The following is a 15577-nucleotide window of genomic DNA, read 5'->3' on the forward strand; positions in this document are numbered from 1 at the left end:
GTCGCTGTTGTTATTTGTACTACGAGACCACTCTTTAATACCGGTCGAAAAAACTTAAAAAAATTTCGACTGGTTTGACTGACACGCTGCGTAAAAGCCAATAACAACAATTTACTCAGGTAACTCAGTTTGAACGCAACAACTAATTTTCTCAACATAAGAATTATACTACTCAAGGCTATGTGTCTTCTGCTGTTAATAGCCTGTGGTGGAAGTTCGACTGAAGACCCCGACGCCGTAACAGTCGCGCCGCCAGAAACGCCGGTTGAGGATCAAGAGTTCGATCCCTATGATGGATTACACAAAAATATGACCATCGATATCGCAGGCGTTAATCGTGAATATCACTTGTGGTTACCAGATGACACTTACAATGCCCCGGTGGTATTTATTTTTCATGGCCATAATAATGATTACAACGGGATTATTGGCTTAGACGAAATGGGGAATCCGCAGCCGGTGAATACGTTTCCCTATAAAACTTGGCTAGAAGTTGCGCACCGTGAAAATATTATTCTGGTGGTTCCTAATGGGTTTAATGATGGCAACAACAAGGGGTGGAATGATTGTCGTGGCGACTCTGTGGGTAACTCGGAACAAGATGATGTGGCCTTTGTCAGCCAGTTAATTGATCATCTGGTTAGTGAGTATCAAGCCGCACCGAGACGCATTTTTGCTACCGGTACCTCAAATGGTGGACATATGAGTATCCGGCTAGGCCAAGAACTCACCGACAAAGTTGCAGCCTTTGCCGCAGTATCTGCTGCAAACCCTGTCAATACAGAGTGTACAGAATTAACAAAGCCTATTTCAGCGCTTTTTATGAATGGCACAGACGATCCTATTTTACCGTACCAAGGTGGGCAAATGATTGAAAACCGTGGTGAGGTGTATTCCACCGAAGCAACGGTTGCGTATTGGGTTGCCCGCAATCAGCTGAGCAATCAGCCAGTTGAAACGAACCTGCCTGATAGCTTTACTGATGATGCCTCCACTGTCACAAAGGTGCAATACAGCGACAGTGCTTCAGACACGGAAGTCGTTCTTTTTCAAGTTAATGGTGGCGGGCACGCAAGTCCAAGTCCTACGCAAAGGTTTGGAACGCCCTACGTACCGCATGTTTTGGGCGAGCAAAATGGAGACATAGAAATGGCCGAAGAAGTGTGGCAGTTTTTTCAAGATAAAGAGCTGACGGACAACTTAGCGACCAAAGTCTACCAAATATATGAAAAGACCTTTTATGCAGAAAATAGCTATAACAATCCCTATCTTGATGTTGATTTGTGGGTAATGCTAACTGGACCGGGTGTAGAATACCGCGTGCCGGCTTTCTGGGATGGCGGTAATACTTTTCGCGTTCGTCTGGTGGCAACTCACCCAGGTGCGTGGTTTTGGAGCACCGAGAGTGTGACGGGGGATGCGGGGCTTGATAACAAAAGCGGAAGCTTTGTAGCGACAGAATGGAACGAACAGGAAAAGCTCGATAACCCGAATAGGCGAGGGTTCCTTAAAGTATCTAACCGCGTATTAGAGTATGCCGATGGTACGCCATTTTTTATGACGGTTGATACCAAATCAACCCTTCTTACTGATATTTTTCGCTGGGACAGTGGAAATATTCAACCTGGATTAGCCGGCGTTTCTTTTCAAGATGCGGTAATACAGCGTAAATCGCTAGGTTTCAATACTTTTCAAGTTATTTCCAGTTTTCCTAGTGATCGGTTCGATGAATTATGGCAACAAGTGACTTGGTCGAAAAAGCACGCCGAAGACGGTAGTTGGCCGTTTAAATTTTTGGCAGCAGATCCCAGTGATGGCTTTGAACATCCCGACTTTAGCCGAATCAATCCGAACTATTGGCAACAGCTTGATCGTAAATTTCAGTTCATTACTGAACAAGGAATGATTTTCAATTTAGAGGTTTTACGTCGCTCAGAACAACAGTTTCTTGAAGCTGGGCCAGAGGTTGCGGCCGCTTTTATTCGTTATTTGTGGGCTCGTTACGGTGGTTACAACATGGTGTTCTCATGGATGCATATTGATGCCAGTATGACACCGGCATCATCGGAGCATGTGCAATTGGTCCATGACTATATAGAGTTGCTAACAAACATATACGATCGACTCGGGAATATGCCATTTGGTAATCCAAAAACGATTATGGTGCCTTGGGGCACCACTACTTCTGGACCATTATATGATCTCGCACTGGATCAAATAGCACCAAATTTTATTGATCTGAATAGTTACAGTAACACTGAACGTAAAGGCGGGTCTGTTCCAGCAATGCGAAATATCTTTCAGGCGTCTCCGTTACCTGTAATCAACCTCGAGCCCTATTGGCCGACACCCCATGCTTTCTTCTCGCAACATGACTTCTTAACAATGGAGCAACAAGCACAATTCTTAATGTACGCGAGCGTCCTTAACGGAGGAGCGGTTATGGGACATACTTGGGGAGATGGTTTTTTTACTGGGATAATTTCTGAAACAACACGTCTTGCCGATAATTTGGAAGCTTATCAAATAACAACCATGGGCCATTTGAAGCGATTTATGCAAGATGAAGGTCATGATTTTAGCGTGTTGATGCCGACACCTGAAAATTTAGACTACTCTATGTCGAGTCAGTCTTCGCTCGGAGGTGAGTCGGAGTTTCATTCCTTGGCAACTACGCCACAAAAAGACATCGCATTAGGCTTTATTGCTGCAACATTCGACTCGGTTGATTTGATTAATATGCAGCCTAGTACAACTTATTCGTTGGAATGGTTTGATATTCAAAGCGGGGAATGGCTTGCACAGATTCAGGTAGATTCTGATGATAATGGGAGACTGGAAATGCCAGCAGTTCCTAACAATGAACTTCGAGGTTGGGCTTTTCGTTTGAGTCAATATTAATGCCTTCAGAAAAATGTGGACCGTAATGAAATCAAGAAAATCTTTGAGTTAGCTTAAGTATTTTTAGATGAGGGTCCTCATTAACACTCAACTTCTGAAAGTAAAAATGCAGGTAATTAAAAAGCCCTAAAGGCCGGTGAGGGCTGATTAGGGCTTAAAAATTTGGTGGAGCTGGCGGGATTTGAACCATGTTTTTTAGCTATTGAAATATATGGGTAAATTACTTTTTATTCTGCTTCTGTGTTACTAATGGTGTTACTTAAATATGTTGTAGGTTCTTTAAATTGCTTCGATCTGGTTTTTAATTTAATCACTAATTTTTAAGCAAAAAAGTCAAAATAAAAAAGTAAATTTATATTGTTTTTACGAAACTTTTTTTCAAAAAAAAAGATTTTTGAATAATTTTTAGATGTCGAATTTGTAGATCTTGTACTTTTAACTTATTTCACATCAACACACACATCAACAAGTACACCAACACTCACACCAACACGCTGAAAGCCCGATTTTTCGAGCTTTAGCGGCTAAACACCAACACTCACATCAACACTAACGCCAACATTCACACCAACACAGATCATCACAGTTTTTTTAGTGTAATCGGTAGAGAAGAGTCTTTGATATTCAAAGAAAATCAAAGGGAAACTTTTACGGGTAATAATGCCAATTTATGTGTGGAAAATAAGGAGCTCCTTAAACAAAAATGGAGTCTTAAATGACACACAAGCACGCAATCTCATTCTTACGAAAAGCAGACGTAACTCATCGCCTTAAGGTTTGTAGAAATACTCTGAGAAGTATGATTAGCGATGGAATGTTCCCTCCAAGCGTACCTATAGGTCCAAGAGCAGTAGGGTTTATTGAATACGAAGTAGAGCAAACTCTGGATGCCATGATTTCTGGTAGTTCAACTGCCGAAATTAAAGCTCTAGTTCGGGCATTAGTTTTAAAACGGCAAGACAAGCGTGGAGGATGCTGAAATGAATAAAGATAAGGCAGCCCCATCTGCAAAGGGCCACCCCGCTAAGCAACTTAATAATATACAAAAACATCCACCTTTTAAAATTGAGCTAGTTTTGGAACTTGCTTTGAAAGTTGGTTTGAGGGGATTCACTCAACCAGAAGCGTACTCGATTTATCATGAAAGTTGCCTACACAGCAGTATTTCCGAGCTTCAAAATAGACATGGAATCGCTTTCAACAGGTGCCTAGATCCAGCCACCAGGGTACATTACCGACAATCGGCTTTTGCAAGATATTGGCTAGCGGACACTCAGGCGAGGTTGAAGGCTGAAGCGTTGCTAAATAAGTACAGAATGAAACGCGGTTTGATTCTTCCCATCTCATTTGACTGTAGGAGTGGGGCACTTTAGCCCCTGAAATGCTATGGGCAGTGCAAAGAAGAAAATGAAATCAAGGCGAATTATGGCTATCCCCAAGGATGTTATGGAGCATCCAGACTACTATGAACTATCTGGCAACGGAGTAAAATTGCTAAATGAAGTTGCAAGGCAATATACAACTTATAATAACGGCAAATTATGTATCGTCTGGTCACAGTTGAAAGAACGGGGATTTAACTCTCAAACTACACTTAACAGAGCAAAGAAGGAGCTTCTCGATAGAAATCTAATAATGCTCACTAAACGGGGCTATTTTTCTCAAGGCGCCCGCTTGCCAAATTACTATGCGCTGACTTGGGCAAGGATAGACGAAATATCGGGATTTGATATGGATGTACCACCATCAAGCAAAGCAATAAGACTCTTTAAACAAAATGTCCCACCTTAAATTTCGTAGCTTCATTTATTGGAGCTACTAGCTCCAATCTCAGCATCTATTAACTCCAGTTTTGGATTTGTCGTAGGCTTTACTACTCCAATTTCTGGAGTAAGAGAGATAGAAAGAATGGCGCAAATAGGGCGTTGAGAAGTTAGTAGGTACTAAGGGTAATACTCCAAATTCTGGAGTCCTATTAAGTATGCCATGTACTACTAAGTTTTTTAACGCACAAGTAATTGAGATACCGATAATTAGTAAAACCAAAGAGGTAAAAATATGCAAACTTCAGTAAGACGCTTATCAGCCGCTGAAAATCGATTAAAAGCGGTACAATTTAGAAGGCAGGGGATGACGCTAGAACAAATTGGTATTGAGCTAGGGGTCAGTACATCAATGGTTTATAAATATATTCACAGTGCGTTAATTGAGTTAGCTGAAAAACAGTATGAAGAAACTCAAGATTACCGTGCGTTGCAAATGTATCGACTTGAGGGGTTACTAAATATATCTTGGGACCAGGCCCAGCGAGGAGATTTAGCTGCGGTCGACAAGGCTATAAAGATAATAGATCAGCTATCCAAGCTAATGAATTTGTATGCGCCAATGAAAATAGCTCCAACCAATGTCGCTGGTGAAGACTTGCCTAACTCAGGTGTTATCGTTGTACCAGCTGTGGCCGGGTCAGTTGAGGAATGGTTAGAACAATACAAACTGCAAACCGAATAGTTCGAACGTCGGTCATTTTAGAGATATCAACAATACTAAACTAACGAATGTTGGTTGGCTCTCCGTCTCTTGCTACTTCGATATTTCAACAGGCAGAAAGAACAGAGCATAGTTTTTCTGTACAAACGAGTGTTAACATGAGCTAAAAGCAATCAGTTTTTACGATTTAAAGGATTAAATAGTGTATCAATTAGCAGTTAAGGTTAAAGGTTATAAGTGTTTCCATGATGAAGCTGGGTTTGATTCTATTCAGAGAGTGAATCTTATTATTGGGAGAAATAACTCCGGAAAGTCATCTCTTCTTGACCTAATTGATAAGGTAACGTCTAGAAATTACGAGTTTGATAGAAGTACCTGGAGGGAGAATCAGCCTCCTCAAGTGATATTTCAGGCTGAAATTAGTGAAAGAGCGGTTACTAATACATTTCCAAGACAAACTCACGGTGGTGAAATCAGCGGTAACCATAATGAATATGGTCAGAAATACATTGGAAAAACGATAAAGTGGTCCAAAAGAGGTGAAGGAAGAAACAATAATGCCCAGTTAATAGAATGTAATGATGAAGGTATTCAACCATCGCTTTTGAAAAGCGGGGGGTACCATGAAACCCTACCAAATAACATGTTAGTCCCATTAGAAGGAAAAAACTTTCGTAGACTATTGGCTGAAAGAGATATCCTACCTGAACCAGCGAATACGACCGACATTAATATCTCAACAAATGGTTCAGGACTAACAAATGCAATACAATGCTTCATCAATAAATCTGGCCTACCAAGTGAACTCGTTGAACAAGATATATTAGAAGGTCTAAACGAAATTTTTGCACATGATGCATGTTTTACAGACATTGTGTGTCAACAACACGAAAGCTTGGCATGGGAAATTTACTTAGAGGAAGAGCATAAAGGAAGAATCCCACTATCGCAGTCGGGTAGTGGATTGAAAACAGTCATGTCTGTACTAGCATGCTTGATTTTAGTACCTCATTTAGAGCACAGACCTTTAGGAAGTTATGTTTTTGGTTTTGAAGAACTTGAAAACAATATACACCCAGCTCTTTTGCGAAGACTTAACGAATATATATATAAGTCTTCAAAAGAACACGACTTTATATATTTTCTTACGACTCACTCAAACGTATTGATAGATCAGTTTAGCAAGCAATCAGATGCACAAATTGTGCATGTTACTCATAATCAACAATCATCTTTCTGTAAGACTGCACAAACGTATATCGAAAACAATGGAATTCTTGATGATTTAGATATCAGAGCAAGTGATATTCTCCAATCTAACGGTGTTATTTGGGTTGAGGGTCCATCAGACCGAATTTACTTGAATAGATGGATACACCTATGGAGTGATGGTGCTCTTAAGGAAGGGACCCATTACCAGATAGTATTTTACGGAGGGCGATTGTTGTCCCACCTTTCAGCTAGGAACCCCGATGAAGCATATAGTGGAATTTCGATACTAAATGCTAACAGAAATGCTCTTATACTAATTGATAGCGATAAGAGAAATAAGCAGTCAAGAATCAACGATACGAAAAAGAGAATCAGAGACGAGTTTGATAAATTGGGTGCATTTTGCTGGATTACCAGAGGGAAAGAGATAGAGAACTTTATTCCGTTGGAAGTGGTAAATGCTCGTTGGAGTCTTGAAGCAACACAACATGTCGGTATGTATGATAACTTCTTCGATTACCTTGAACAGCTTGTACCAGGCGAGGGCAAGAAATATAGCGGTAAAAAAACGCTCATGGCTGAAGAAGTAATCCCCTTTATGACGAAAGAGAATTTATCTGAAATATTAGATATTGATGAAATGATGCGGCGAACTTGCAGAGCAATTGAATCCTGGAATAGTTAGACATTTTGGTAAACGCATCTGCCTGAATGGGTCTCAGCTGCGTTACAATTTTCCACAAAATTGGGTGTTAAAATTAAGGGAAATAATGGCACAGAATCCATTTTATGTTTATGCCTTGAAAGATCCTCGGGAAAAGCCAGCTAGAACTTTCTATATTGGAAAAGGCACCGGGAATAGAGCATGGGAACATCAAACTAATGTTGATGACTCTGAAAAGGGATTGGTTATACAAGGTATTCATGATGCCGGTTTATCTGTCCTTCATACAGTAATAATTGACAACTTAACTGAAGAACAATCTCTGAAGATAGAGGCTGAATTAATTGCCGCTTTTGGCATTCGTTCTCAAGGCGGATTGCTCACAAATCGAGTTAAGCCGAACCCGAATAATATTTCAAAACGAATTAGGGTAAATATTCCAGATGGGTGCTACGAAAAGGCTCAAATGGGTTTGAATATTCTTAAGTCGGCGGTAATGGAGCTTGCTAAAGCCAACCAGGATGGAATAAAGAATTCAGACGCGGCAAAATATCTAGGTCTGCAATCGGACTATGGAGGTGGATCAAAAGACTATCTAAGCTACAGTATTCTTGGAGTACTAATGCGTGAAGGTAAAATCGAGCGAAACGAGAAAAAGAAGCATGTGGCAAAATCAGAGTAATGCAATTGAGCAGTGCATGCTTTTGAGCCTTTATTCTCCTGTGTTGCAAATCATTCAGAAGTTCGAGCGCTACGCCTATAGCTGGATAAAAATTTAAATGATTACTAACAAGGTACCTGATACATGGCAAGATCTGCAAAATGAAACTGCAAGAATATTAGCTGAATGCGGTTTTAGTGTGGAGGTTGAAAAAATAATTGATACTGCCCGTGGAAAAGTTGAAATAGATGTTTATGCCGAGGAGAAAGTTAAGGGTAGAAAATACACTATTCTTTGTGAATGCAAGCATTGGAAGGGGAGAGTCCCTCAGAATGTAATACATGGCTTTCGAACTGTAACAGCTGATATTGGTGCAAATGTTAGCTATTTGATTTCTCTCAACGGTTTTCAGGTAGGGGCGTTTTCAGCAGCCAAACATACCAACACTAAACTTGTTACTTGGGAAGAGTTTCAAAATCATTTTGAACAAAGTTGGTTTGATGAGTATTTATCTCCAAATATCGCAAAAAAACTAAACGCTATTATGACTTATTCAGAACCACTGCTTCCGTCATGGTTTGCTGCGCTACCTGAAGCAAAGAAAGCAGAATACGTTACTTTAAAAAATAAATATGACCTATTTGGTGCGTTAGTAATGGAGTTCACACCATATGCTAGAATGTTCGAAGATACAAAGAGGCCATCTTTACCCTTAATAAAGAGGCTTGATTTGCCCCCTAGTTTACTTGCAACGATTCCAACCGAGATTCTCGAAGCAATTAGCTATCGCGAGTTTTTTGAAAGCTGTCTGGATTATGGTTTGACTGCTATAGAAGAATTTAGGAGCGTACGCGATAGAAGCTAAGCATAAAAAAGTTTGCGATAAAAAAGCATTCGCTCATTTGTGCATTTAACCTCTGAACAAACAGTTGATACTTACTCACTACTCAATTGTTGCGTTCGCATATTAACTAACATAGTCTCCAACTATTTGATATGTAACAAAAAACGCAAGTAGCTAGCCCCCTGGCTAATGAACATTACTGCAAAATCAATGGAAGGTGCCTCTGTACTTTCAATTTTTTGGCCATGCCTGTACATGTGCGCCGCGTCAATCCAGTCGCAAAAACCATCGAGCAGGTGCTCAGTCGCATTTAACTCAACCGGTCTATCAGTTAGTTTAGCTTGGAACAGGCTTTTAAGGTTTTTCTGTACACCATGTGAGTTAAGCCTCTCTTTACCCTTTGCATTTATCAAATGCTTGTAAGTTATTTCTAAGGCCTCGAAAACTGCTCGAATAGCACTAGCCGTATCTGGTGGATCTCGGTCTAAAAGGGCATAGGATTTTTCAAAAGCTTCTTTTATGGCTGGCTGGCTATCGAGGCCCGCTAGAGTTGCATTTCGGCTACGTTCAAATTCTTCATCCTGGAAGAAGTGAACACCACCTAAATCATCTAATCGGTATCCCAGGCTTTCCTCTGAGAAAACCCTACTAACAAAAGCATGCCATTTAGACGCCTTATGAGAATTTACTGTCCCAAAGTGGTAATGTTGAAAAACAATCGTGACACTATCAAGCAAATCTCGAATATCGCAAGACTCAAAAAAATCTGAAAGGCTATAAGAGCCCGCAACAAACGGAACCTTTGCACCAGTTTCTATATGTATTTTTTTAACTAGTTCTTTATTCTCAGAAGTTAATAGGTCCCAGTATATTGCACTAAGTCGATTTCTCATTCGCAAACTGTCTTTAACCGTTGAATCAGCTTTCAGATAGACCTGACTAAATCTTTTTCCTCGGTTCATACATTCACTCCGTGTAGTCAAACGAGCCCGAAAAAGGCCGTCTCAATGATTATTTGGGCAAACCTATAAGCTTTCTTCAATTTGACTTAAACTTCATTCTCATTTTTTTCGCGATTCTTTTTAGTAGTAACAATGAAGCGAATATCATCAAAACATAACAAAAAAGTACCAACCCTACTAAGAATCCATCAAAGGTATTTTGATTCGCCCAGTTGACTAGAAATTCTGGCATGGCCTTAAGTATTGGCCTAAAGCTCTTAAATAAAAAGAAATCCAAAGCGGTGAGTAACACTGCTAAAAAACCAAGAAAGCCTTTGGATGGATGGTTGACTAATTTAGAAAACAACGAACCAATGAGGAACCAAAACTTATTCAAATTATTAAACCTAGACTTTAGCAAATCTTTGTTATTGTGGCTGTTTTCTGTTTTTCAACGAATACTAGCTTAAAAAGAATACGTATTTTTTACTACAGTGTTATAGGTTGATTATTTAAAGTTCCGCGTTGTCTTGTTTTTTACTCGGGATAGAATGATAAATCTTTGTGCGTCCAGAGTTGACTAAAAATACTTCATTCGCACTAGATTAAAGTTAAGGAAGATACTAGTAGTGTTCAGAAGTAAGTAGAAAAACTTGAACATTTGTATCATTAATTTGAGGTTGATGTATTAATTCTAGTCCTTTTGGAAAGACTTTTGGTGTTGCTGATTCACAACTTCATCAACACTGCTTACAAAACTATGTATGTGAGAAATGGCCGCATCAAGAGTAACTTTGTCTATATCTATTGGCTTGTTATTTTTATCCTTACCATTACGATGAACTAAATCGTGTCGATTGTTGACAATTTTTGTAATCATTGACTTGTCATAATCAATCTCGATTTCGAATACAGCCTTGTACATGTTCATGATTTTTATAATATTGTGATACATCTGCTCACTTAAAAATTCATCCAACTCTCGAGCGATAATATTAGTGTCAGCTAGAATAGCTCGGAGGGTAAATTTTTTTGTATTCAAACCTTCAAATTTATTCACTGCCCTTTCCATAAAAATTGGCTTAGAAAGTACAATGTTTTTCAATGTGTCGCCTAGATAAGTCTCAAGAAGTGTTACAGCATGTATGTATGCCATCTTATTGATTAGATTACTATTACCAGGATAGCTGGAACTTGTTACCAAGACCCCCTTTAGTTCTTCAATTGATGACAGAAAATATCTAAAGAAAGTAGTGTGGTTTTGCGATTTAAGCCAGTTTAGATGTTCTTCCATATAATCATTCCATTGCTCATATTTCTCATCATATTCGTCAGCAAGCTCATTCCAACCTTCTGTACTCTCAGTTGCCTCTGGGTTGCCAAGTTGGCTACGTATCCATTCTGAACGTTTGCACTCATAACGCTCTTCTTGAAGTGCTAAAAAGTGTTCTGTTGTAGAACTCATAGCTTGTTATCCTTAAGTTATCTTGACACATTTGTTAAATAGTCACATTGCTAACAAAACAATAGCGTTTGTTTAATTTCTAATAAATCAATTAACCAATCTGACGAAAATTTATCATCTGTATTTTTATTGGTAGCATTTATCAGCATCAGAGGCTCGATAATAGGCCTCCAACGAATACTGTAACCCTTGACCTATCCAGAAATCTTCGCATATGAAGCCACTAGACATTCCGCCTTTATCAAACTCTTTTATGAAGATTCCATTCTTTCTTTCCGAAGAGCTACTTGTAAGCTCGTCAAACGCCAATTTTATACATTCTTGAAAGGCTTCATCGGTTTTTGGAATAATCGTCCGCTTTTCATAAAAATGCTTGCGCATCGCTTCCCACAAATATCTATCGCCTCTCATACCCATTGAAGTCGGTGGTACAGCAAACAATTCAGAAACTAAACGTCTCAAAATTAACCTCGTTCATTCACAATTTGAATATGCTTAATGCCACTGGATAAGCTGAAGTTTCCTGTAGCTGATTGTTCTATGTGGTTGCTCCACCAATTCATCATTATTCGCCGGCGCTCTATGTATTCACTTCGATTGTATGCTCGACGAACTTCATTTTTGTCGATATGAGCGAGAGCGGACTCAATAATGTCAGAATCGAAACCTTGCTCATTCAATATCGTACTAGCAAGGGACCGCAACCCATGAGCAACAAGCTCCCCTTTATATCCCATTCGCTTTAATGCCATGTTCGCAGTTTGACTATTTGTGGGCATTGTTGGGTTTCTATCTCCTGGAAACAAATAGTCCCTATTCGCACTAATCGGAGTTAAAACTTTTACAATAGCAAGTGTTTGAGGAGTCAAAGGGACTGTATGTGAAACTCTCTTTTTCATTCTTTCGGCAGGAATAATCCAAATACCTCGTTCTAGATCGATTTCATCCCATCGCGCTCCTGCGGCTTCGCTGGGGCGGGTCATGGTATGAAGTTGCCATTCTATTAAGCAACGCGTGACAAACTTAATACTAGCCACACTAAGGGACTTCATTAAGTCAGGAAGTTGTGATGGCTTAATCGTCGCCATATTTTTTTTTGTTGGTGAAACAAAAGCCTTATTAATCTGCGCAATTGGATTGTGAGCCACTAGGCCAGTGTTTGTTGCAAAAACCATAACCTCGTTTAGGCGCTGACAAAGACGTTTCACCGTTTCTAAGTTTCCTCTCTCAGCAATTGGTTTAAGTACTTCTATTACAAGCGGTGCTGACAGTTTGTTGAGTGGTACGTCGGCTAAATTAGGGAATACATGATTATTAAGTGAGCGCCAAATATCCTCGGCATAATCTTTGGTTACTTGTTGCCTCTTAATTTCAAACCAACGTGCTGATACATTCTTAAGCGTATTCTCGCATTCCAGTTTACTAGCGCGAGATATCTCCTCTCGATGCTCTTGGGGATCGATGTTTTTCGAAAGTAATAGCCGGGCCTGTTCTCGTTCTTCTCGTGCTCTAGCTAGGGATATAGTAGGGAATGAACCGAAGCTAATGTTTTTGCGCTTCTTGCTTACCGGGTGGTAGTAGTTAAACAGCCAAGTTTTTGTCCCGTTAGGTTTTACCCTTAACATTAATCCCTGACCATCTGAAAGGTTGTATTCCTTAGCTTGAGCTTTTGCCTGTGCAATTTCTTTATGACTAAGTGGAAGTGTCTGCCGGGCCATTTTAGTAACACCAAATATTGTGAGAATTCATAAGTGTTACTAACGATGTTACTAAAGGAATTGATTTTTAACAATCAGTAATGAACATTAACGAACAAAGCGAAGCGCTCGATTTTGCGCTATCTCTTTGTTTTTAAAGGGTTGATTGTTGTCATTAAAGGGCAGGGCTGCCCAATAATGTAAAGTGTTTGGTGGAGCTGGCGGGATTTGAACCCGCGTCCAGAAAGTGTCTACCGTCGGTACTACATGCTTATTTTGTCTTTTATTTAACTACTTGGAACTCCGACAAACAGGATTTCCTTGCAGCTGGCCTGATACTATTTCGCGGTTCAACCTCAGACAAGTTTCCCTCGCTATTCTACTTAGATGACCTTCCGAATCCCCGCTAGTAGAAAGAGACTAAGGTGGAAGGGCCTATACCGGTTATTAAGCGGCTAGTGCGTAGTTTTCGTCGTTTGCGACTATTTAATTGCGGCTTTTTAAAGAGGCAAACCGCACCTCTGCATGCACCTAAAGCGTCTCAAATCCTGTCGAATCCTAATCAGCCCCAGAACTGTAATAGTATCATAAGGTTGAATAAGGGATCTATGCGCTTTTCACTACCTTTCGCTTAATTCGTAACCAAATGATTCCAGCTGCGCTAATTAATGCAAGTAACAGGGAACCTGGCTCGCTGACCGTCTGTGCTCCAACCACTCGAACGTCATCAATAAAGTTACCCACGGTTCCGGTGTACGGGAACACTGATGAAAACGATAACCGCGTTTGATTAGAAAACGCCACAAACTGGGTAGAAAAATAAGACCAACGACCCTTTACGTGGTCGTCCATAATTTGCCGAAAAATAGATTGCGCAGCATTGTCTTCTACATCGACTTGAAAGGCTTCTTTATTGGAGCGGCGCGCGCTGTAATAGAAACTTAAGTCGTAAATTTGACCGGCAGTAGTATCAAAGATCTGAGATATGGTAAATGGTCTACCGCGTTGCCCGTGGGCGTTAAGCTCGGCGAACTGACTACCATCAACAGCGTTAACTCGGCGAAAACTATTCCATATTTCAAGGTTACTTCCCTGCCATCCATTAACCTTGTCTGAAGCAAACCAGCGCCATGTGTTCGCGCGCACATCATTGTCTTCAAAGCTGCCATTAACGATCAAATTCGCATCGGCATTTGATGACCACACTGCAAGAAGTAATAAACTAAAGGCAATAAATTGCTTCATATAATCATGTTCCCACGCAAAAAATTCGAGCGATGATAGCAACTCGTTACTTATTTTTAGGTATCTAAATTCATAAGAAAGTATTGTAAATTGGTTGACCAGTTGCATTGGGTGGGCTGAATTTAGTGCTGGTCAATTATGCACTGATTGGCATAATGCGGACATTCTAGACTATTTATTCGAGGCAAGATTTTGTCAAACCAAACCCACGCCGCGTTTCAGCCATTTGCTACAGCATCGGGGTTAACCCTGAAAAATCGCATTGTGAAAGCTGTAATGGAAGAAAATTTGGCCAATGCTGATCAACATCCCGACAAAGCGTTGTGTAATCTTTATTCGCAGTGGGCATTCGGTGGGGTCGGTTTAATCATTACAGGGAATGTGATGATTGATCATTTAGCCATGACCGGGCCTGGTGGTGTGGCGTTAGAAGAGGGCGCCGACTTAACCCCTTTTAAAACGCTTGCGAATAAAGCCCAGCAAAATGATTGCAAAGTCATGATGCAAATCAATCATCCCGGTCGCCAAGTATTCAAAAAAATGGGCGGTAAAATTCTCTCGCCATCTGATGTGGCACTCAATATGGGCAAACACTCTAATTTATTTGCCCCACCTACACCGATGACTGAGCAAGATATTGCAGACGTTAAGCAGCGCTTTGTGACTACGGCAATGCTTGCGCAGCAAGCGGGTTATGATGGCGTTCAAATACACGCTGCCCATGGGTATTTATTAGCGCAGTTTCTATCGCCATTGACCAATAAGCGCAGTGACCAATGGGGCGGTTCGTTGGAAAATCGAGCTCGCTTATTATTGGATGTTGTTCGCAGCGTTAAACAGGCATGCGGTGAGCGTTTTGCATTATCCGTAAAACTCAATAGCGCTGACTTTCAACGTGGTGGGTTTGATGTTGATGATGCGAAAGCTGTGGTTGTAATGTTGGAGGAGATTGGTGTTGATTTTGTTGAGCTTTCTGGCGGAAGTTATGAGGCTCCCGCCATGCGAGGGCGCACTGCCGATGACCGAACATTAGCGCGTGAAGCTTATTTTTTGGAGTTTGCTGAGCAAATACTGCCCGCTACTGATTTAACTTTGATGACAACGGGAGGGATTAGCCGGTTAGCAACGGCCGATGCGGTAATTGATTCTGGTATTAGTTTAGTCGGTATTGCTAGTGCGCTAGCGATGAGTCCCGATTTGGTCAATCAGTGGCATGCGAATCCTAATACCCAAGGCTACATACCTAAAGTCACTTGGAAAGACAAAACTTTAGCTGGGTTGGCAACTATGGGGATTATGAAGCGTCAATTGCAAAGAATGAGTGACGGGCGCAAACCAAAACATAATGACACTGCGTTTTGGAGTCTAATCCTTTCGCAAATCAAAATGGCCAAATTGACCAAGCGCTATCGCAAGCGCTACGCCGATGAAGTGAATGATGTTTGATATGAAGCCATGCA

Annotated in this window: 13 protein-coding genes and 1 other RNA gene; 8 read left to right on the forward strand and 6 right to left on the reverse strand. The window is 40.6% G+C overall.

The features are described from left to right. The first annotated feature begins 129 nt into the window (after positions 1-129). The 7 genes from QTP81_RS08095 (at position 130) to QTP81_RS08120 (ending at position 8790) form a co-directional block, all read left to right on the forward strand. Complete coding sequence (locus QTP81_RS08095; protein WP_289364849.1) at positions 130-2901, forward strand: DUF5060 domain-containing protein; 2772 nt, start codon at positions 130-132, stop codon at positions 2899-2901. Positions 2902-3616: 715 nt separating this feature from the next. After that, positions 3617-3880 carry a helix-turn-helix transcriptional regulator gene (locus QTP81_RS17190; RefSeq protein ID WP_353059721.1) on the forward strand — a complete coding sequence of 88 codons (264 nt, stop codon included), beginning with the start codon at positions 3617-3619 and terminating at the stop codon, positions 3878-3880. Positions 3881-4326: 446 nt separating this feature from the next. Then, on the forward strand, positions 4327-4692 hold the full coding sequence (locus QTP81_RS08100; RefSeq protein WP_289364850.1) for a hypothetical protein: 366 nt from the start codon (positions 4327-4329) through the stop codon (positions 4690-4692). 267 nt (positions 4693-4959) lie between these two features. Next, positions 4960-5409: a helix-turn-helix domain-containing protein gene (locus tag QTP81_RS08105; protein WP_289364852.1), complete on the forward strand. Its 450-nt coding sequence runs from the start codon at positions 4960-4962 to the stop codon at positions 5407-5409. Between the two features lie 181 nt (positions 5410-5590). Next, complete coding sequence (locus QTP81_RS08110) at positions 5591-7285, forward strand: ATP-dependent nuclease (RefSeq protein WP_289364853.1); 1695 nt, start codon at positions 5591-5593, stop codon at positions 7283-7285. 85 nt (positions 7286-7370) lie between these two features. Next, entirely contained in the window at positions 7371-7946 is a 576-nt protein-coding gene (locus QTP81_RS08115) for a GIY-YIG nuclease family protein (protein ID WP_289364854.1), read from the forward strand. Between the two features lie 97 nt (positions 7947-8043). Next, positions 8044-8790: a restriction endonuclease gene (locus QTP81_RS08120; protein WP_289364855.1), complete on the forward strand. Its 747-nt coding sequence runs from the start codon at positions 8044-8046 to the stop codon at positions 8788-8790. A gap of 122 nt (positions 8791-8912) precedes the next feature. Here QTP81_RS08120 and QTP81_RS08125 read toward each other — a convergent pair whose 3' ends face one another. From QTP81_RS08125 to QTP81_RS08150, 6 genes are all read right to left on the reverse strand, one after another. After that, the gene (locus QTP81_RS08125) at positions 8913-9731 is read right to left on the reverse strand and encodes a hypothetical protein (protein ID WP_289364856.1); all 819 of its coding nucleotides are present in this window, start codon (positions 9729-9731) and stop codon (positions 8913-8915) included. Positions 9732-10404: 673 nt separating this feature from the next. Beyond that, the gene (locus QTP81_RS08130) at positions 10405-11175 is read right to left on the reverse strand and encodes a HEPN domain-containing protein (protein ID WP_289364857.1); all 771 of its coding nucleotides are present in this window, start codon (positions 11173-11175) and stop codon (positions 10405-10407) included. Positions 11176-11301: 126 nt separating this feature from the next. Further along, positions 11302-11637: a hypothetical protein gene (locus QTP81_RS08135; RefSeq protein WP_289364858.1), complete on the reverse strand. Its 336-nt coding sequence runs from the start codon at positions 11635-11637 to the stop codon at positions 11302-11304. Between the two features lie 2 nt (positions 11638-11639). Beyond that, entirely contained in the window at positions 11640-12893 is a 1254-nt protein-coding gene (locus QTP81_RS08140; protein WP_289364859.1) for an integrase domain-containing protein, read from the reverse strand. A gap of 189 nt (positions 12894-13082) precedes the next feature. Further along, positions 13083-13442: a transfer-messenger RNA gene (gene ssrA, locus QTP81_RS08145) on the reverse strand. A gap of 36 nt (positions 13443-13478) precedes the next feature. Next, on the reverse strand, positions 13479-14117 hold the full coding sequence (locus QTP81_RS08150; protein WP_289364860.1) for a DUF642 domain-containing protein: 639 nt from the start codon (positions 14115-14117) through the stop codon (positions 13479-13481). Between the two features lie 189 nt (positions 14118-14306). On the opposite strand from QTP81_RS08150, the gene QTP81_RS08155 reads away from it, so the two are divergent. Continuing rightward, entirely contained in the window at positions 14307-15563 is a 1257-nt protein-coding gene (locus tag QTP81_RS08155) for an NADH:flavin oxidoreductase/NADH oxidase family protein (protein ID WP_434532977.1), read from the forward strand. Positions 15564-15577 lie beyond the last annotated feature (14 nt).

Source organism: Neoalteromonas arenosi (genome assembly GCF_030362855.1).
GTDB lineage: Bacteria > Pseudomonadota > Gammaproteobacteria > Enterobacterales > Alteromonadaceae > Alteromonas_E > Alteromonas_E arenosi.

Bases quoted from the DNA above. Each gene is read 5' to 3' on its own strand.
- QTP81_RS17190 (WP_353059721.1), top strand. From the start codon at position 3,617: ATGACACACAAGCACGCAATCTCATTCTTACGAAAAGCAGACGTAACT.
- QTP81_RS08100 (WP_289364850.1), top strand. From the start codon at position 4,327: ATGGCTATCCCCAAGGATGTTATGGAGCATCCAGACTACTATGAACTA.
- QTP81_RS08105 (WP_289364852.1), top strand. From the start codon at position 4,960: ATGCAAACTTCAGTAAGACGCTTATCAGCCGCTGAAAATCGATTAAAA.
- QTP81_RS08115 (WP_289364854.1), top strand. From the start codon at position 7,371: ATGGCACAGAATCCATTTTATGTTTATGCCTTGAAAGATCCTCGGGAA.
- QTP81_RS08120 (WP_289364855.1), top strand. From the start codon at position 8,044: ATGATTACTAACAAGGTACCTGATACATGGCAAGATCTGCAAAATGAA.
- QTP81_RS08125 (WP_289364856.1), bottom strand. From the start codon at position 9,731: ATGAACCGAGGAAAAAGATTTAGTCAGGTCTATCTGAAAGCTGATTCA.
- QTP81_RS08130 (WP_289364857.1), bottom strand. From the start codon at position 11,175: ATGAGTTCTACAACAGAACACTTTTTAGCACTTCAAGAAGAGCGTTAT.
- QTP81_RS08140 (WP_289364859.1), bottom strand. From the start codon at position 12,893: ATGGCCCGGCAGACACTTCCACTTAGTCATAAAGAAATTGCACAGGCA.
- QTP81_RS08150 (WP_289364860.1), bottom strand. From the start codon at position 14,117: ATGAAGCAATTTATTGCCTTTAGTTTATTACTTCTTGCAGTGTGGTCA.